The following is an 18,886-nucleotide window of genomic DNA, read 5'->3' as shown; positions in this document are numbered from 1 at the left end:
CCATGCGCTTGATCATTGTCAGCGGCCGCTCCGGCTCCGGTAAAAGTACCGCCCTCGCTGTCCTGGAGGATAACGGCTACTACTGCATCGACAACTTGCCGGCAGGCCTGCTGCCGGAGTTGGCCGAGCGTGCGTTGATCCACACCGAGCTGGCGCAACCGCTGGTGGCGGTATCGATCGATGCGCGCAACCTGCCAAGCCACCTGTCACGCTTCCCCGAGCTGTTGGAAGAAGTGCGCAGCCGGCACATCCAGTGCGATGTGCTGTACCTGGACGCCGACGAGGAGACCCTGCTCAAGCGGTTCTCGGAAACCCGCCGCCGCCACCCGCTGAGCAGCGCCAATCGCTCCCTGGCCGAGGCGATTCAGGACGAAACCCAACTCCTGGGCCCGATCGTCGACCTGGCCGACCTGACCATCAACACCACTAATCTGAACCTGTATCAGCTGCGCGACACCATCAAGTTGCGCCTGCTGAACCAGCCGGAGCCGGGCACCGCGTTTTTGGTGGAGTCCTTTGGCTTCAAGCGGGGCATGCCGGTGGATGCCGACCTGGTGTTCGACGTGCGCTGCCTGCCCAATCCCTACTGGAAGCCCGAATTGCGCGACCAGTCAGGACTGGACCAGCCTGTAGCCGATTATCTGGCCGCACAGCCCGATGTCGAAGACATGTTCCAGGATATCTCCAGCTACCTGCTCAAATGGTTGCCACGCTTTGCCGCCAGCAACCGCGCTTACGTCACTATTGCCATTGGCTGCACGGGCGGGCATCACCGCTCGGTCTACCTGACCGAACGCCTGGGCCAGGTCCTGCAACAATCCCTGAAGAACGTCCAGGTTCGCCACCGCGACCTTAGCTGAAAGGACCACCACCGCGATGCCTGCTCTGGAAATTGAAATCATCAACAAACTGGGCTTGCATGCCCGGGCTTCTGCAAAATTTGTCGGTGTGGCCGGCCAGTTTCCGTGCCAGATCAGGGCGGGCAGGACTCCGGACTCCATGGTCGACGGTAAAAGCATCATGGCAATGATGATGTTGGCGGCAGGCAAAGGCACCCGCATTCATCTGAAAACCGAAGGCGAGCAAGAGCAGGAAGCGCTGGATGCGCTGGTGGCATTGATCAACAATTATTTCGACGAAGGCGAGTAAGCAACGCCCTCGGCGCGTCGACTGTCCAGCCGACGCGCACCAGGCCAGGCCTCTATTTAGCTCGTCAGGCCAGCGCCGTATCCATCACCATCATCAGACAGAAACCGATGCACAGCCCCAGGCTCGCAAGCTTCTCGTGACCGTTGCGCCGCGACTCGGGAATCACTTCGTGGGTCACCACCAGCAACATGGCGCCTGCGGCCAGTGCCAGGCCCAGGGGCAACAGGATCTCGGCCAGGCTCACCAGCCAGGCGCAGAGCAAGGCAAACACCGGTTCGACCAGGCCTGAGGCCGCGCCAATCAGGAATGCCTTGACCCGCGACATCCCGACCCCCGCCAACACCAGCGCGATGACCAGGCCCTCCGGCACATCCTGCAAAGCGATGCCCATGGCCAGGCTGTCGGCGTCGGGCATGCCGCCACCGGCAGACACCCCCACCGCCATGCCTTCCGGGATGTTGTGGGCGATGATCGCGAACACAAACAGCCAGATACGCGGAGGAATCACCGGATGCCCCGGTGTGCCAACCAGCATTTCCGGGCTGGCCCCCGAGACCTTGCGGTCCACCAGAAACAGGCCGAAGGCACCGAGCATGATGCCCAGGCTGATCAGTCCGCTGGAGCCCCAGGGCGACAGGCCAAGGCTCGTGGCGGCGGCAATTCCCGGCACAATCAGGGAAAACGCCGTCGCCGCAAGCATCACCCCGGCACCGAAACCCAGCAGCGTGTCGTTGAGCGCCTGGGGCATCTTGCGAATGACCAGCACCGGGACCGCCCCCAGTGCTGTGCCCAAGGCACAGAGCGCCCCGCCTTCCAGGGCCCGCAATAGTTTCGGCTCCAGATCCAGCCAGCTCAGGCCCTTGGCCACCAGCAATGCGGTACCCGCCAACAGCAACAACGAACCAAACGCATAACGAAACATTCGCACGCTGCTGATCGCCAGTGTTTCAGTGCCCATAGTCGGCCTTAGATCTTTTTATGGTGAGGGTTCAAACCAGCGCGGCCTGGTAGCGCTGAGCGACTTCCGGCCAATGGACGACGTTGTAGAACGCGTTGATGTATTCCGGGCGACGGTTCTGGTAGCGCAGGTAGTAGGCGTGCTCCCACACGTCCAGGCCGAGGATCGGCGTATTGCCGTTCATCAGCGGGCTGTCCTGGTTACCGCTGCTTTCCACCACCAGGGTCTTTTGCGGCGTCACGCTGAGCCAGGCCCAGCCGCTGCCAAAGCGGGTCAGTGCGGCTTTGGTGAAGGCTTCCTTGAAACTCTCGAAGCCCCCCAACTGCTCGTCGATTGCACGCCCCAGGTCGCCCTCCGGCTTGCCACCGCCATTGGGCGCCATGACTGCCCAGAACAATGAGTGGTTGGCATGTCCGCCGCCCTGGTTGATCACCGCGGCACGCAGTTTTTCCGGCAACTGCTGAACGCTGGCCACCAGCTTTTCTACCGACCAGTCAGCCCACTCGGTGCCTTCGACAGCCGCGTTGAGGTTGTTGATGTAGGTCTGGTGGTGCTTGGTGTAGTGGATTTCCATGGTCTGCGCATCGATATGCGGTTCCAGGGCGTCATAGGCGTAGGGCAAGGCAGGCAAGGTAAAAGACATATCAATGTACTCCGTAATAAGGGCCGTTCGAGGTCGCGGGGCCGGAGGCCAGTTGCGCGACATTGCTCTCCAGCAAGCGGTGGGTACGCGGGTATTCGCCGTGCTCGCTGATGAAATTGAGCAGCTCGACATAGGTCTTGCTGCTCTGGCGCAATGCCGCCTCGCGCAAGGCCGGGGCCAGGCGCGCATCCTGCATGGTCTGCAACAGCCGCTGATGGATGGCGCACAGGTACTCCGCGCTCTCCTCCGGCTGGTTCAGGCGCAGATGCAGATCCGCCAGGTTGTGATGGGAAATGACGCAGGCCGCCACCGCTTCGTCGGCATTCGACCAACGCTCGAACAACACCTGGGCCAGGGCCAGCGCCTGCAGGTAATACTCGCGAGCGTCCACCAGATCGCCTTGGGTGAAGAAGCGATTGGCCCTTTCGATCGTGCGTTTCCAGTGCTCCATGGTGAGCCTCCAAAGCAGTGACGGGGGGGGTTAAACGCCGCCCGCGGTGAGCTTTTCCGGATCCAGCAGAACTTCCAGTTGGCTGCGCGACAGGTCGGTGTATTCAAGCGCCACGTCGATGACCGGGCGCCCTTGCTTGTAAGCGGTCTTGGCGATCTCGGCGGCCTTCTGGTAACCGATGATCGGGTTCAGCGCGGTGACCAGGATCGGGTTGCGCGCCAACGCTTCTTTGATTTTGGCCTCGTTGACCTTGAAGCTGGCGATGGCCTTGTCCGCCAGCAGGCGGCTGGCATTGGCCATCAACTCGATGCTGCTCAGCAGGTTTTGCGCAATGATCGGCAGCATCACGTTCAATTCGAAGTTGCCCGACTGGCCGGCGACGGTAATCACCGAATCGTTGCCGATCACCTGCGCCGCAACCATGGCCGTGGCTTCAGGAATCACCGGATTGACCTTGCCCGGCATGATCGAACTGCCCGGCTGCAAGGCTTCCAGCTCGATTTCACCGAGGCCGGCCAGGGGCCCCGAGTTCATCCAGCGCAGGTCGTTGGCAATTTTCATCAGGGACACGGCAACCGCCTTGAGCTGACCGGAAACCGCAACGGCGGTGTCCTGGGAGCCGATCAGGGCGAACAGGTTTTTACCCGGAGTGAATTGCACCTGGGTCAGCTTGCTCAGTTGCTGGCTGAAGCGCGCGGCAAATTGCGGGTGAGCGTTGATCCCGGTGCCCACCGCAGTGCCGCCCTGGGCCAGGGCTTGCAGGCTTGGCAGCAAGTCCTGCAGGTGGCCGATATTGGCCTTGAGTTGCTGCGCCCAACCTTCCAGGACCTGGCTCATGCGCACCGGCATGGCGTCCATCAGGTGGGTGCGACCAGTCTTGATGAACGGGTGCACCTCCACGGCCTTGCGTTCGATGACCTGCACCAGGTGCAGCAGCGCCGGCAGCAACTGCTCATGCAGGGTCAGTGCCGCGCTGACATGGATGGTGGTGGGGATGATGTCGTTGCTGCTCTGCCCGCAGTTCACGTGGTCATTGGGGTTGACCGGCTTACCCAGCAGGCGGCTGGCCAGCGTCGCGATCACTTCGTTGGCGTTCATGTTGGAGCTGGTGCCGGAGCCGGTCTGGAAGATATCCACCGGGAAATGCTGCATGTAGTCGCCTTCCAGCAAGCCCTGGGCGGCGTCGACGATAGCCTTGCCCTGGGCTGGGCTGATTTGCTCGAGCTCGACGTTGGCCCGGGCCGCTGCGGCCTTGGCCAGGATCAAGGCGCGAATGAACTGCGCCGGCATGCGTTGGTGGCTGATCGGAAAGTTATCCACCGCGCGCTGGGTCTGGGCGCCATACAGCGCCTGCTCCGGGACCTGCAACTCGCCCATGCTGTCGCGTTCGATACGGGTATTACTCATCGGGAAATCCTTGCACCAGTTCATTCAGAGGGATGGAAGGCTGCAGCGAGCAGGTCGCCAACTGCCAGGCATAGCTTTGCCAGCGTTTGAGCCGGCATTTGCACAGGGACAGGCGCTCCAGATCGCGCAACGGCCGCCAGGCCTGGTCCATGCACTGGCTGCGCCAATGCCAGGGCAGGGCCGTATCGGCGGCGGTGTCGAGCAGGAGCCGCAAAGAAGTTTCGGCCACGGTCCAGGGCGAGGTAGCCGTGCAACAGGCCAGATAGCGCCCTTCGGCCAGGTAATGCTCGATCAGACGCGGCTCGTCCGGATCGAGGGCGCAACGGATCTGGCGACTCATCCAGCGCCAGCTTTCGAGGTAAGGCTGCTCGTGCAAGGCAGAACTCATGACCTGGGCTCATTCAATAATGAGATTTATTATTAAATGATATTGAGAATCAAAACAAGCACGGCCGTCTCGGCCATTGCAGAATCCGCCGCGACGGGTTGCAGCCACATGCCGGAATTCACAGCGCAGATCACCGGTAAATCCCGAGCAAAAAAAACGCGCCATCCCGCAAAGGAAGGCGCGTTTCGGTGACAGCAGGAGCGTTTAGCTGCCGGCGACGGTCATGCGTTCGATCAGTACCGAGCCGGTGCGGATGTTGCTACGCAGCTCCAGATCGTTACCTACGGCGACGATCTGCTTGAACATGTCACGCATATTGCCGGCAATGGTCACTTCCTGGACTGCGAACTGGATCTCGCCGTTCTGGACCCAGAACCCGGCCGCGCCGCGGGAGTAATCGCCAGTGACCATATTCAGGCCGTGTCCCATCAGCTCGGTCACCAACAGTCCGCGCCCCATGCGCCGCAGCAGTGCCGCCTGGTCTTCATCGCCATGGGTGATGAACAGGTTGTGCACGCCGCCGGCGTTGGCGGTGCTGGGCAGGCCGAGTTTGCGACCGGAATAGGTGCCGAGGATGTAGGACACCAGCTCGCCGTCCTGAACGAACGGCTTGGCATAGGTGGCCAGGCCGTCGCCGTCGAACGCCGAGCTGCCCATGGCGCGCATCAGGTGCGGCCGCTCATCGATGGTCAGCCACTGCGGGAACAACTGCTGGCCCAGGGCGCCTTCGAGAAACGATGACTTGCGGTACAGATTGCCACCCGAAATCGCCCCCAGGAAACTGCCGAACAGGCCGCCGGCCAGCTCCGCGGAGAACAGCACCGGCACTTCACAGGTCGGGACCGGGCGCGCGCCCAGGCGGCTCGCGGCCCGTTGTGCAGCGCGCTGACCGATGCTGACCGGGTCAGCCAGCAATTCGCCCTGGCGGCTCACGTCGTACCAATAGTCGCGCTGCATCTGGCCATCGGCTTCAGCGATCATCACGCAGCTCAGGCTATGACGAGTCGAGGCGTAACCGCCGACAAACCCATGGCTGTTGCCATACACGCGGCAGCCTTGATGGGTGCTCAAGGTGGTGCCATCGGCATTCTTGATCCGGCTGTCGGCAGCAAAGGCCGCCGCTTCGCAGGCCAGGGCCTGTTCAATGGCTTGTTCGGGAGTGATGTCCCAGGCGTGAAACAGGTCGAAATCCTGCAGGTTGGTGGCCATCAAGGACGCATCGGCCAGGCCCGAGGCCTCGTCTTCCGAGGTGTGCTTGGCGATGGCCAACGCGGCGGCCACGGTTTCGCGGATCGCATCCGGGCCACTGGCCGAGGTGCTGGCCGAGCCTTTGCGCTGCCCCACATAGAGGGTGATGCCAAAGCCCTGGTCGCGGTTGAACTCCACGGTCTCGACTTCGCGCTGGCGCACCGAGGTCGACAGGCCCTGCTCCAGGGACACCGCCACTTCACAGGCACTGGCGCCCTGGCGCTTGGCTTCGGCAATGATCTGCTCGACTTGTTCCTGCAGTGCCGGCAAAGCTTGTGGGCCGACGCTTTCTGCTGCACTCATGGTGTTCTCCACTCAAATTCTGCTTTCGGTTAAGGCCTTCGAGCGACCGGGCCGGACAAGCGGCCCCCGACTGGTTATCATGGCGGCGTTTCTTTGCGGACTGCCACCATGGTTGATTCTTACGACGACTCCCTCGATGGGGAGAAAAGCAAATCCCAGGTCAAACGCGAGCTGCATGCTCTGGTTGACCTCGGCGAGCGCCTTACAACACTCAAGCCTGACTTGCTGGCAAAACTGCCTTTGACCGACGCCATGCGCCGGGCCCTGGCCGATGCGCCCAAGCACACCGCGAATATCGCGCGTAAACGGCACCTCATGTTCATCGGCAAGCTGATGCGCGATCAGGACACTGCCGCCATTCTGGTCTTGCTCGATCAACTCGATGCCTCCACCCGGCAGTACAACGAACGCTTCCACGGCCTGGAACGCTGGCGCGATCGCTTGATCGCAGGCGATGACGGCGTGCTGGAGAAGTTTGTCATCGACTACCCCGAGGCTGATCGCCAGCAATTGCGCTCCCTGATCCGTCAGGCCCAGCACGAACTGGCGCATAACAAGCCACCGGCGTCGAGCCGTAAAATCTTCAAGTACATCCGCGAGCTGGACGAGACTCAACGCGGTCTGCGCTGAAGCCTTGACCAGGTGGGTTGCCTTGCAGCCCACCCGCAGCTCGCAGGTTTTCAAGCGTCGCTATCAGGACCCCGTGCCACCCACGGTGATCGCGTCGATTTTCAAGGTTGGCTGACCGACACCTACCGGTACCGACTGCCCATCCTTGCCACAGGTCCCTACCCCGCTGTCCAGTGACAGGTCATTACCGACCATCGACACCTTGCTCATGGCTTCCGGGCCATTGCCGATCAGGGTCGCGCCTTTGACCGGTGCGGTGATCTTGCCGTCTTCGATCAGGTACGCCTCGCTGGTGGAGAACACAAACTTGCCGCTGGTGATATCCACCTGGCCGCCCCCCAAATTGGCGCAGTAGATGCCGCGTTTGACCGAGGCGATGATTTCTTCTGGGTCGCTTTCGCCAGCCAGCATGTAGGTGTTGGTCATGCGTGGCATCGGCAGGTGCGCGTAAGACTCACGGCGACCGTTGCCGGTGCGGGCCACGCCCATCAACCGGGCATTGAGTTTGTCTTGCATGTAGCCCTTGAGGACGCCGTTTTCGATCAGGGTCGTGCACTCGGTCGGCGTGCCTTCGTCATCCACGGTCAGCGAGCCGCGGCGCCCGGCCAGGGTGCCGTCGTCGACAATGGTGCAAAGCTTGGAGGCAACCATTTCGCCCATGCGCCCGCTGTAGGCTGAACTGCCCTTGCGGTTGAAATCGCCTTCCAGGCCGTGGCCGACCGCTTCGTGCAGCAGCACCCCCGACCAGCCTGACCCCAGGACCACCGGCAAGGTGCCGGCCGGAGCCGGGATGGCTTCCAGGTTGACCAGGGCCTGGCGCAGAGCTTCACGGGCATAGCCCATGGCACGGTCTTCGGCGAGGAAATAACGGTAGTCGGTACGCCCGCCACCGCCGTGGCCACCGCGCTCGCGACGGCCGTTCTGCTCGACGATCACGCTGACGTTGAAGCGCACCAGCGGGCGCACATCCGCCGCCAGGCTGCCATCGGTGGACGCAACGAGAATGCGTTCCCAGACCCCGGCCATGCTCACGCTGACCTGCTGGATCCGTGGGTCCAGGGCCCGGGTCGCCACATCGATGCGCTTGAGCAGCTCGACCTTTTCGGCGCGGCTGATGACTTCCAGGGGGTTGTCCGGCGCGTACAACTGGGCCACGTCCTGGGTGCTGAACGCCTGCACGCTGCCGTTTTGTCCGGCACGGGAAATCGAACGCGCGGCGCGGGCGGCCAGGCCCAGGGCTTCCAGGGTGATGGCATTGCTGTAGGCAAAGCCGGTTTTTTCACCGGACTGCGCCCGCACGCCAACGCCCTGGTCGAGATTGAAGCTGCCTTCCTTGACGATGCCGTCTTCCAGGGACCAGGACTCGGAGATCTGACCCTGGAAATACAGGTCTGCCGCATCGATGCCCGGGCCGGCCAGATCGCCAAGCACGCCTTGCAGGCTTTCGATGGTCACGCCGCCGGGGGCTAAAAGGTGTTCACTGACTGAGGACAACAACCCGCTCATATGCTTTGGCCTTAAATTCGTCGTTCTTATGCAAGTCGCTGCGCGCCTTGCGAGAAAAAGCGCCGGTGACTGGCCACCGGCATCCGCGCCCGTATGGACGCCTGTTCGCTGCTATCGCGTTCGGCCAGCAGCACGGCCTCGCCTTGATCCTGCTGTGCCAGCACCCGTCCCCAAGGGTCGACGATGGCGGCATGGCCATGGGTCTCCCGAGGCCCCGGATGAGTACCACCCTGGGCGGCCGCCAGCAGGTAGCACTGGGTTTCGATGGCCCGGGCCCGTATCAGCACCTCCCAATGCGCGGCCCCGGTGACTGCGGTAAAGGCCGACGGCGCGGTGATCAGCTCGGCCCCGGCCGCACGCAGTTCGCTGTACAGCTCGGGGAAACGCAGGTCGTAACACACCGACAGGCCTACACGACCGACCGGGGTATCGGCCACCACCACTCGCTCTCCATGAGCATAGTCATCCGATTCGCGGTAACGCCCACGATTGTCTGCCACATCAACATCAAACAAGTGCAGCTTGTCGTAGCGCGCCACCGTCTCACCGTGCTCATTCACCAGCAGCGAGCAGGCATTGGCCTTGCCCTGCGGCTGATCCACCGGCGGCAGGGGCAACGTGCCGGCGACTATCCATAACTTGAGGTCGCAAGCGGTCTGTTTCAACCAGGGCAGGATCGGGCCTTCGCCCAAGGCTTCGGCGCGCCCAATGGCTGCGGCGTCGCGGCGGCCCATGGCGGCGAAGTTTTCCGGCAGCACCGCCAGCTTTGCGCCACCGGCGGCGGCTTGTTCGAGCAGGCGGCGAGCCGCCTGCAGATTGGCCAGCACATCGCTCTGGCTGACCATTTGAATCACCGCAAGAGACATGGCGCACTCCGAATGGGGGATGCGGCCATGCTACTCCATGGGCCTGGGCCGTGGTTTCTCAAAAGGGCTTGTCGAAGGTGATTTTCGGCTCTTTCCATGGCCCCTTGACGTTGTATTTGACACTGGCAAAGCGCGCCACACGGTCACCGATCAGCTTGTCGATCAGAAACAGCGCACCACCGATCGCCGGCGCCCCGACGATCAAAGCCGCAATCGGCAGGTTGTTGGTCACCGGCAAGGTCACCAGCAGCTTGGCATCCACCTGGTCAGCCACCATGTCCAGGGTGCCATTGAGCTCCAGGTTGCTCGAGGGTCCGGCCAGGGTGATGGGTTCGCGGGTCACATAGACACCATTGCTCGCCACCAGCAAACCCTTCACCCGGTCGTAGCTCAAGCCCTTGCCGAACAGGTCGGAGAAGTCCAGGCGCAAGCGCCGGCCGATGGAGTTGAAGTTGAGCAGGCCAAATACCCGCAGCGCCTGCGCGCCCCCTTCGACTTCCACGAACTGGCCCTTGCGCAAGGTCGCGTCGAGGGTGCCGGAGAAGCGCTTGAGGCCGACCCAGGCCGGCGAGCCCGGCCAGCGACCGTCGACATCCAGATGGAAATCCTCACTGGTCACCGTCGGTGCAAAGCCCCAGCCCTTGAGCACGTCTGCCAGGTTCTTGCCCCCCAGGCGCCCCTTGAACCAGCTGTTGCTGGTACCGGCCTGGCCTTCCCAGCCGCCGTCACCCTGCAACACCATGCCCTTGAGGCCCAGGTCCAGGCTGTTGAAGGCCATGCCCTTGGGCGTTGGCCGAACCTTGAGCGCCCAGGCGCCGATCAAGTCGGGCCCCTGGAACAACTGAGCGATGGAAATATCCAGCGCCGGGACTTGCTTGGGGTCGACCGAGGCCAGCGGGTCCGGGGCGTTTTCGTCGGCCTGCGCCGTCGGGTCCGCCGCCGGCAGTCGCACATACTGCATGTTGATCGCCATCGGTGCGGACTTGGCATCGGGAATCCCGACATTGCCCTTGGCCTGCTGGCTGTCGATCTGCAAGGCCCAGGCAGCCGGTTTGCGCTGCAACTGCAGGCTGACCTGATCCAGGGTGGTACCGAATGCACTGAGTTTGCCGACCTTGAACTCTGCTCCGCTCAGCAGTTGCTTGGCGCTGCCGCCAGGGTCCTGTCCGGCGTAACGATCGACCAGGGCCTTCCACGGTTCCACGTCCAGCTCGGACAACACCCCGCGAATCCGCAGGCCTTTGGCGACCGGCAGGATCGCCTCGCCACTGCCCAGGAACAGCTCGCCACGACCGGCGGCGAAATTGCTGCCAGGCGCGGCAAAGGTAAAGTCGGCCAGCTCGCCGTATTTGAACCAGTAACGCCGTTCGGCGCCTTGCAAGGTCATGCGGAACACGCTGTCGCGACCCATGCTGGCAGGCATGCCGAAGGGTGCCGGCAGATCCACCGCCAGCCCTTTGAGGCTGGAACTGACCATCATCTGGCTGTCGGCGCCATCCAGGGTCAATTGCAGTTGATAGGGCACTTCACCGGACACCGGCAACGGCTGGCCGACCTTCAGCCAGTCGGTGAGTTTTTTGACCGCGACCTGACCTTTGGCGACCACCCGTGTACTGAGCTTGCCGCCCTTGCCGTCCGCGAAGATCTGCGCCGTCACCGGACGCTCGAACGCCTGGGCACTGATGTCCTGGCCGCTCAGGCCCTTGCTGCTGTCAAACCGGAAGTCGCCCTTGAGTTGGGTCAGCTCCAGCTCCGGCTCACTGAGTTTCAAGCGGGATTTATCGGTCTTGAAGTCCACCAGGATCTTCGGCTCGTCACCCTTGGCCAGGGGAATATCCAGCTTCAGCTTGCCCTTGAGGTCGCCCTCGCCTTGCCAGCCGGCAAAGGTCGAACCGGTACCGATCGGTGCGTCCTGGAGAATTTTCAGGCCGTCGCCCAGCCCACCGGCAAACTCGCCATCGAGGTACATATGGCTGATCTGCCCGCTGGGCACATGGGGGATGTTGACGTAGACATCACGTACCTGGGTGTCGAGCAACTGCCCCTTGCTGGCCAGGATGCGCACACCGCTGTCTTCGATTAACACATCGCCACTGACTTTGCCGACATGGGGCCAGCCCGGCTGGAACGCCAGTTCGGCGTCATGCACCTTGAAGAACAGGCTAATACTGCGGGCGGTATCCAGGGCGCCGTGATTCAGCGAGCCCTGGTACTGGAAGAAGCCTTCGTCGACCGCGCCCTTGAGGATCGCGGTCCGTAACCACTCGTCCAGCGCCGGGCTCAACACCTGCGGCAGGTACTTGGCAGTGTAGCGCCCATCCCCCTCCAGCAGGCCGACCCGCAGGTCCATGTAGTCTTCCTGGGTGTGGTCGAAATGCAGGCGGATCAGGAAGTCGCCGGCGATCTTGCCCTCCTCGCCCAGCACCTTGAGGTACGGCGCAACCAGGGTGAAACCTTGTTTGTCGAGCTTCCAGGTCAGCCGGGCATTGGCCTGAATGTACTGCCAGGGCTTGGCGAAGATGGGATAGAGGTGCAGGGAAAAATCCTTGCTGTCCATGCGCAGCTCGCCCTGGCCCAGGTCGCCGCTGATGCTGCCGCTCACGTTACGCGCCGCCGGTGCCCCGTAGTAGGCATCGAACCCGACCCGTTCCAGGTTGGCGGCAAAGCTCAGGCGTTGATCGCCGGTTTCTTGCGGACGGTAGTCGAGCAGCACATTGCGCATGACACCCGTGACCTTCAGCGCATCGACCGCCTTGGCCACCCCTTCCGGCAACGGTGCCAGGGCATCGATGAGCGGGGTCAGTGGGGTCAGGTCCAGGCGATCGGCCTGCAGGTGCCACAGCTCCTGCACCTGCTCCGCCGCATGGGTCTGTTGCAACTGGATGCGCGACTGCCAGCGCGTCTCGCCCAGGTTCAGGGCCAGGGAATCGAGCAGTACGCTGAAACCTTTATCACTGCGCTGGAAGTAGGCATTGAGCGCCAGGTTTTTCAGGGTCACCGGCTTGCGTTCGGCGTAGGCGCCGCTGACCTGAGGAGCATTGAGGCGCACCACGGCACTTTGCACGGTTCCCTCGCCCCAGCTCAGCCAGAACTCGCCGCCCGCCTTGAGCTCGGACAGCTTCCACTGTTGGCTCAAGCGGGCCGGCAACCAGCGCGCCCAGTCACTTTGCGGCAGGCTCAAGTAGGCATCGGCCTGCCCATCGCGCCACTGGCTAGCCCGGATCCGGGTTTGCAGGTTGAGCGCCACCGGCTGGCCGTCAGGCAGGGTCAGGCGCGCCTCCAGGCTTTGACGGCTGGCGCCGGTCCTCAGCTCAAGGCCGACATAGGTCAGGCTGATCGGCCCATGATCGAGCGGCTGCAGGGTCACCTGGCTGTCGAGCACCGACAGCCGGGCGACCATTTGCATGCGATTGAGCAGTTGCTCGGGGTCCAGCGGCTGGTCCTGCTGCATCGGCAAGCCTTCCAGCTGCCAACGGCCGTCGGAGTTTTCCTTGAGATTCAGGTTCAGGCCGTTGAGCTCGAGGCGGCCGATGCGCACCTCCCACGCCAGCAGGCTGGCCAGCACGTCCGGCGCGACCCGCACCTGGTCCAGGCGCAAGGCATTGGCACTTTCACCAACCATCACGTCACGGGCCACCAGCACCGGTGACAAACCGTTCCAGCTGCCTTCCAGGGCGCCGATGTGCACGGGCAGGCCCAACGCCTGCTGCGCCTTGTCCTCGACTTCGGCACGGTATTCGGCGACCAGCGGGGTCAGCTCGCGGCCGAGACTGACGTACAGCGCAGTCAGCACCAGCAGCACCGCGCAAAGCCCAAGCCCCCAGCGAATCAGTGCGGCGAACAGGCGGATCAACCGCTCCATGTCAGTGGGCTCCCAAGGCAATAGTCATGCAAAAAGCTGAAGCCAGCCGTTGCCAATAAGTTGAAACACGCGGACTCAGAGCAGCACCACGTCGTATTGTTCCTGGGAATACATGGTTTCGACCTGAAAACGAATGGTCCGACCGATAAACCCCTCGAGCTCGGCCACGTTGCCCGACTCCTCGTCGAGCAAGCGATCCACCACTTTCTGGTTGGCCAGTACTCGATAACCTTCAGCCTGATAGGCCCGCGCCTCGCGCAGGATCTCGCGGAAAATCTCGTAACAGACGGTTTCCGGAGTCTTCAACTTGCCCCGGCCCTGGCAACTGCTGCAGGGCTCGCACAGGACCTGCTCCAGGCTTTCGCGGGTGCGCTTGCGCGTCATCTGCACCAGACCCAACTCGGTGATGCCGATGATGTTGGTCTTGGCGTGGTCCCGCTCCAGCTGTTTCTCCAGGGTCCGCAATACTTGACGCTGGTGTTCTTCATCTTCCATGTCGATGAAGTCGATGATGATGATCCCGCCCAGGTTGCGCAGGCGCAGCTGGCGCGCAATGGCGGTCGCGGCTTCAAGGTTAGTCTTGAAGATGGTTTCTTCAAGGTTGCGATGGCCGACGAAAGCCCCGGTGTTGACGTCGATGGTGGTCATGGCCTCGGCCGGATCGACCACCAGGTAGCCGCCGGACTTGAGCGGCACCTTGCGTTCCAGGGCTTTCTGGATTTCGTCTTCGACCCCGTACAGATCGAAGATCGGCCGCTCCCCCGGGTAGTGCTCCAGGCGGTCGGCGATTTCCGGCATCAGCTCGGCCACGAACTGCGTGGTCTTCTGGAAGGTTTCCCGGGAGTCGATGCGGATCTTCTCGATCTTCGGGCTGACCAGGTCGCGCAAGGTACGCAGCGCCAGGCCCAGGTCTTCATAGATCACGCTCGGCGCGCCGATGGTCTTGATCTGGGTTGCGATCTGATCCCACAACCGGCGCAGGTAGCGGATGTCCATCATGATTTCGTCAGCACCCGCGCCTTCGGCAGCGGTGCGCAGGATAAACCCGCCGGCTTCCTTGATGCCTTCCTGGGCCACGCAGTCGCTGACCACCTTTTTCAGGCGCTCGCGCTCGGCTTCGTCTTCGATCTTCAGGGAAATACCGACATGGGCCGTGCGCGGCATATACACCAGGTAGCGCGACGGGATCGACAGCTGGGTGGTCAGGCGTGCGCCCTTGGAACCGATGGGGTCCTTGGTGACTTGCACCACCAGGCTCTGCCCTTCGTGCACCAGGGCGCTGATGCTTTCGACCGTCGAGCCTTCGCGCAGGGAGATTTCCGAGGCGTGGATAAACGCCGCGCGATCCAGGCCGATGTCGACAAAGGCGGCCTGCATGCCCGGCAATACCCGGACCACCTTGCCTTTGTAGATGTTGCCGACGATGCCGCGGCGCTGGGTGCGCTCGACATGCACTTCTTGCAGGACACCGTTTTCGACCACCGCCACGCGCGACTCCATCGGCGTGATGTTGATCAGAATCTCTTCGCTCATGGCAGGGTCTCGTTCAGGCATGTTCACTATAGATGGCCGCATCAGTCAGGTACGGCGCTTAGCGCACTGTAAAGTTTTGCCAACAGGGTATGCCGAAATGGCCCAGCAGTTCTGCGGTTTCGCAAACAGGCAGGCCCACCACGGCGGAATAACTGCCATTGAGCCCGGCGACAAACACCGCCGCAAGCCCCTGGATCGCATAGCCGCCGGCTTTGTCCTGGGGCTCGCCACTGTGCCAGTAGGCCGTGGCTTCATCGCGGCCAATCTCCCGGAAACGCACCAGGCTGCGCACTACCCGTGACTCGCAGCGCTGGCCATCGAGCACGGCAATGGCGGTCAGTACTTCATGTTCACGCCCCGACAGGGCCAGGAGCATGGATTGCGCATCGGCCTGATCCAGGGGCTTGCCAAGAATCCGCCCATCGAGCACCACCGCCGTGTCGGCCCCCAGCACGCAGGCCGGCGCCTGGGATTCGCTGCTGGTGATCAGGCCGCGCCCGGCCTCGGCCTTGCCCCGCGCCAGGCGCTCGACATAGGCCGCTGGGGCTTCATTGGGCAGAGGGGTTTCGTCGATATCCGCGCTGATGGCGGTAAAGGGCACGCCGATCTGCGTGAGCAATTCACGGCGACGCGGCGAGCCAGAGGCGAGGTAAAGCGGATTCATCAAGACATCTCCCTGTCGAGGTGCGGGTCAATGCCTGACCGAATTAATTGATTTTGAAGCGTCGGCGCAACCCGCGAAGACCAAAGCTGACCCACGGCCAGAGCAAGGCGCTGATCAAGGCCGGCAGCAGCACGGCAAGGGTTTCCCGATTGCCGGTCAGGGCGCTGAGCCACAGCTGGAGCAACTGCGCGAGCCCGAAGATCACCAGCACCACCAGGCTTTGCTGCCACATCGGGAACATCCGCACCCGTTGCTGCAACGACAGCACCAGGAAGGTGATCAGGGTCAGGATCAGCGCGTTGTGCCCGAGGAAGGTTCCGTCGAGCACGTCCTGGGCAATCCCCAGGCACCAGGCAGTGACCATCCCCACCCGCTGCGGCAGCTCCAGGGCCCAGAAGGCCAGCAGCAACGCCATAAACAACGGACGCAGGATTTCAAAATGCGGAAACGGCACGATGCCAAGCAGCAACGCGATAAAGAAGGTCAGCCAGATGATCCAGCCATTCTGGGATTGCGCACTGGCCATTATTCTCGCGCCCGGGTGGTGGTTGCAGGTGGTTTGGCGGCAGCCGGCCTGGCCGGCGCTGCATGGGCAGGCGGTTTGGCAGGTGTCGCGGCAGCCGGGGTTGCTGCGGCAGGCGCAACCGCTGGGGCTGTCGCCGGTGCCGGCGTTACAGCGGGTTTGACCGGGGCGTCACCGACGCCGCCAGGCTGATGCAGAGCCTCTTCGGCCTTGGCCGCGTCATTGGCACGTTCTTCAGGGGTACGGCTGTCACTGAACACCAGCAGCAGGTAGCGACTGCGGTTGAGGGCGGCGGTCGGGACCGCACGGACAATGGCAAACGGCTGGCCGGAGTCATGAATGACTTCCTTGACCGTGGCCACCGGGTAGCCCGCCGGGAAACGCTGGCCCAGGCCGGAGCTGACCAGCAGGTCGCCCTCCTTGATGTCGGCGGTATCGGCCACGTGGCGCAGTTCCAGGCGCTCCGGGTTGCCGGTGCCGCTGGCGATGGCACGCAGGCCGTTGCGATTGACCTGCACCGGAATACTGTGGGTGGTGTCGGTCAGCAACAGCACGCGAGAGGTGTAGGGCATCAGCTCGACCACCTGCCCCATCAGGCCACGGGCATCGAGCACCGGCTGACCGAGGACCACACCGTCGCGCTCACCTTTATTGATGATGATGCGATGGGTGAACGGGTTGGGATCAATGCCAATCAATTCGGCCACTTCGACCTTCTCATTGACCAGCGCCGAGGAGTTGAGCAACTCGCGCAGCCGAACGTTCTGCTCGGTCAGGGCGGCAAGCTTCTGCATGCGCCCCTGCAACAGCAGGTTTTCGGTCTTGAGTTTTTCGTTGTCAGCAGCAAGTTCGGTACGGCTGCCCAGCTGGCTGGACACGAACTGCCAGAACCGATCAGGCAGATCGGTGACCGTATACGCTTCCATCAGCACATACATCTGGCTGCGCACAGGCTTGAGCAGGGTAAAGCGGGCATCGACCACCATCAGCGCGACCGATAACACGACCAGCACCAACAAGCGTACGCCCAGTGAGGGGCCCTTGGCGAAAAGCGGTTTAATAAGCCGCTCCTCCCAGGCAAATGTTCTCGTTATTCATACGGCATCAAACCGGCCTGGATGCAGATTGACAGAAGATAAACGCCAACAGGCAGCACTGCAAAGTGCTACCTGCGAGCGGAACAGCATAGATGCATCCGGCGAAGTTATTCGCTGGAGAGCAGGTCCATGGTGTGTTTGTCCATCATTTCCAATGCACGGCCGCCGCCGCGAGCAACACAGGTCAGCGGGTCTTCGGCAACAATCACCGGTAGGCCGGTTTCCTGGGCCAGCAGCTTGTCGAGATCACGCAACAGAGCGCCACCACCGGTCAGCACCAGGCCACGCTCGGCGATATCCGAAGCCAGTTCCGGAGGCGATTGCTCCAGGGCGCTCTTTACTGCCTGAACGATGGTGGCCAGGGACTCTTGCAGAGCTTCCAGCACTTCATTGGAGTTCAGGGTGAATGCACGTGGTACGCCTTCGGCCAGGTTGCGGCCGCGAACGTCGACTTCACGGACTTCGCCGCCCGGGTAGGCTGTACCGATTTCCTGCTTGATGCGCTCGGCGGTGGATTCGCCGATCAGGCTGCCGTAGTTGCGACGCACGTAAGTGATGATGGCTTCGTCGAAACGGTCGCCGCCCACACGTACGGATTCGGCGTAGACCACACCGTTCAGGGAGATCAGCGCGATTTCAGTGGTACCGCCACCGATATCCACGACCATCGAACCGCGGGCTTCTTCAACCGGCAAGCCGGCACCGATCGCAGCAGCCATCGGCTCTTCGATCAGGAACACTTCACGGGCACCGGCGCCAAGGGCCGATTCACGGATGGCACGACGCTCAACCTGGGTGGACTTGCATGGAACGCAGATCAGCACACGAGGGCTAGGCTGCAGAAAGCTGTTTTCGTGAACCTTGTTGATAAAGTATTGCAGCATCTTTTCGCAGACACTGAAGTCGGCGATAACGCCATCTTTCATCGGACGAATGGCAGCAATGTTGCCCGGTGTACGGCCCAGCATGCGCTTGGCCTCGGTGCCGACGGCAACGACACTTTTCTGATTACCGTGGGTCCGAATGGCCACAACCGATGGTTCATTCAGGACGATACCGCGCTCGCGCACGTAAATAAGGGTGTTGGCAGTGCCCAGGTCAATGGAAAGATCGCTGGAAAACATGCCACGCAGTTTCTTGAACATGGGAAAGGGACCCTAGGCAACGCGTGGGTAAAAAAGTGCGGCAAACTCTAACAACGACAGGGATTTTGGGCAAGGCGCCAATATGTTAAATTGGCCGCTTTTCTGTGCACCAACCCCCACAATCGCGGCCTTATGACCGTAGAAATGCGGTAGTGTTCCGACAATCTAACACACGGACGACCTCCGTTCTGTTTTCCACTGGAGAATCCCATGGCGCTTGAACGCTCCGACGTGGAAAAAATCGCTCATCTGGCCTGTCTGGGCCTCAATGAAGCCGATCTTCCACACATCACCTCCGCCCTGAACAGCATTCTCGGGCTGGTGGATGAAATGCAGGCAGTCGATACCGACGGTATCGAACCCCTGGCCCACCCACTGGAAGCCAGCCAGCGCCTGCGCGCAGACGTTGTGACCGAGTCCAATCACCGCGAGGCTTATCAGTCCATCGCGCCAGCGGTCGAAAACGGCCTGTATCTGGTTCCGAAAGTCATCGACTAAAGGGAAAGAGCCTGC

The 18,886-nt window shown here is 62.4% G+C and carries 18 protein-coding genes; 4 read left to right on the top strand and 14 right to left on the bottom strand.

The window, feature by feature from the left end:
* Nucleotides 1–2: 2 nt before the first annotated feature.
* Nucleotides 3–860 carry an RNase adapter RapZ gene (gene rapZ / locus MF4836_RS07655; RefSeq protein ID WP_020297139.1) on the top strand — a complete coding sequence of 286 codons (858 nt, stop codon included), beginning with the start codon at nucleotides 3–5 and terminating at the stop codon, nucleotides 858–860.
* Between the two features lie 16 nt (nucleotides 861–876).
* A complete protein-coding gene (locus tag MF4836_RS07650; RefSeq protein ID WP_078469842.1) occupies nucleotides 877–1,149 on the top strand; it encodes an HPr family phosphocarrier protein in 273 nt (90 codons plus the stop codon).
* Between the two features lie 64 nt (nucleotides 1,150–1,213).
* Here the strand turns inward: MF4836_RS07650 and MF4836_RS07645 are convergent, their stop codons facing one another.
* The 6 genes from MF4836_RS07645 to pmbA form a co-directional block, all read right to left on the bottom strand.
* A complete protein-coding gene (locus MF4836_RS07645) occupies nucleotides 1,214–2,107 on the bottom strand; it encodes a ZIP family metal transporter (protein WP_078469841.1) in 894 nt (297 codons plus the stop codon).
* 31 nt (nucleotides 2,108–2,138) lie between these two features.
* On the bottom strand, nucleotides 2,139–2,750 hold the full coding sequence (locus MF4836_RS07640) for a superoxide dismutase (RefSeq protein ID WP_020297136.1): 612 nt from the start codon (nucleotides 2,748–2,750) through the stop codon (nucleotides 2,139–2,141).
* Between the two features lies 1 nt (nucleotide 2,751).
* Nucleotides 2,752–3,201: a hypothetical protein gene (locus tag MF4836_RS07635; RefSeq protein ID WP_020297135.1), complete on the bottom strand. Its 450-nt coding sequence runs from the start codon at nucleotides 3,199–3,201 to the stop codon at nucleotides 2,752–2,754.
* 30 nt (nucleotides 3,202–3,231) lie between these two features.
* Nucleotides 3,232–4,608, bottom strand: coding sequence for a class II fumarate hydratase (locus MF4836_RS07630; protein WP_078469840.1), 1,377 nt, complete (start codon nucleotides 4,606–4,608; stop codon nucleotides 3,232–3,234).
* Entirely contained in the window at nucleotides 4,601–4,996 is a 396-nt protein-coding gene (locus MF4836_RS07625; protein WP_020297133.1) for a hypothetical protein, read from the bottom strand. The genes MF4836_RS07630 and MF4836_RS07625 overlap by 8 nt, the downstream gene beginning before the upstream one ends.
* Before the next feature lie 204 nt (nucleotides 4,997–5,200).
* Nucleotides 5,201–6,547: a metalloprotease PmbA gene (gene pmbA / locus MF4836_RS07620; protein ID WP_078469839.1), complete on the bottom strand. Its 1,347-nt coding sequence runs from the start codon at nucleotides 6,545–6,547 to the stop codon at nucleotides 5,201–5,203.
* 108 nt (nucleotides 6,548–6,655) lie between these two features.
* Here pmbA and yjgA point away from each other — a divergent pair, with 108 nt between their 5' ends.
* The gene (yjgA, locus tag MF4836_RS07615; protein ID WP_020297131.1) at nucleotides 6,656–7,177 is read left to right on the top strand and encodes a ribosome biogenesis factor YjgA; all 522 of its coding nucleotides are present in this window, start codon (nucleotides 6,656–6,658) and stop codon (nucleotides 7,175–7,177) included.
* A 63-nt stretch (nucleotides 7,178–7,240) separates the two neighbouring features.
* Here yjgA and tldD read toward each other — a convergent pair whose 3' ends face one another.
* The 8 genes from tldD to mreB form a co-directional block, all read right to left on the bottom strand.
* Nucleotides 7,241–8,683, bottom strand: coding sequence for a metalloprotease TldD (gene tldD / locus MF4836_RS07610; RefSeq protein ID WP_020297130.1), 1,443 nt, complete (start codon nucleotides 8,681–8,683; stop codon nucleotides 7,241–7,243).
* Nucleotides 8,684–8,709: 26 nt separating this feature from the next.
* Entirely contained in the window at nucleotides 8,710–9,549 is an 840-nt protein-coding gene (locus MF4836_RS07605) for a carbon-nitrogen hydrolase family protein (protein ID WP_078469838.1), read from the bottom strand.
* 58 nt (nucleotides 9,550–9,607) lie between these two features.
* A complete protein-coding gene (locus tag MF4836_RS07600; protein WP_078469837.1) occupies nucleotides 9,608–13,411 on the bottom strand; it encodes a YhdP family protein in 3,804 nt (1,267 codons plus the stop codon).
* Nucleotides 13,412–13,486: 75 nt separating this feature from the next.
* A complete protein-coding gene (rng, locus tag MF4836_RS07595; RefSeq protein WP_020297127.1) occupies nucleotides 13,487–14,944 on the bottom strand; it encodes a ribonuclease G in 1,458 nt (485 codons plus the stop codon).
* Nucleotides 14,945–15,002: 58 nt separating this feature from the next.
* Complete coding sequence (locus tag MF4836_RS07590; RefSeq protein WP_078469836.1) at nucleotides 15,003–15,608, bottom strand: Maf family protein; 606 nt, start codon at nucleotides 15,606–15,608, stop codon at nucleotides 15,003–15,005.
* A gap of 43 nt (nucleotides 15,609–15,651) precedes the next feature.
* A complete protein-coding gene (gene mreD / locus MF4836_RS07585) occupies nucleotides 15,652–16,134 on the bottom strand; it encodes a rod shape-determining protein MreD (RefSeq protein WP_020297125.1) in 483 nt (160 codons plus the stop codon).
* Nucleotides 16,134–17,192: a rod shape-determining protein MreC gene (gene mreC, locus MF4836_RS07580; RefSeq protein ID WP_078469835.1), complete on the bottom strand. Its 1,059-nt coding sequence runs from the start codon at nucleotides 17,190–17,192 to the stop codon at nucleotides 16,134–16,136. Before mreC ends, mreD begins: the two co-directional genes overlap by 1 nt.
* A gap of 143 nt (nucleotides 17,193–17,335) precedes the next feature.
* Nucleotides 17,336–18,373, bottom strand: coding sequence for a rod shape-determining protein MreB (gene mreB, locus MF4836_RS07575; protein WP_002555108.1), 1,038 nt, complete (start codon nucleotides 18,371–18,373; stop codon nucleotides 17,336–17,338).
* A 210-nt stretch (nucleotides 18,374–18,583) separates the two neighbouring features.
* Between mreB and gatC the strand changes: the two genes are divergently transcribed.
* Nucleotides 18,584–18,871: an Asp-tRNA(Asn)/Glu-tRNA(Gln) amidotransferase subunit GatC gene (gene gatC / locus MF4836_RS07570; RefSeq protein WP_020297123.1), complete on the top strand. Its 288-nt coding sequence runs from the start codon at nucleotides 18,584–18,586 to the stop codon at nucleotides 18,869–18,871.
* Nucleotides 18,872–18,886: the final 15 nt, after the last annotated feature.

The organism is Pseudomonas sp. MF4836, assembly GCF_002018875.1.
Taxonomy (GTDB): Bacteria; Pseudomonadota; Gammaproteobacteria; order Pseudomonadales; family Pseudomonadaceae; genus Aquipseudomonas.
The sequence above is the reverse complement of the archived record's forward strand: the minus strand, read 5'-3'. Positions and strand labels throughout refer to the sequence as shown.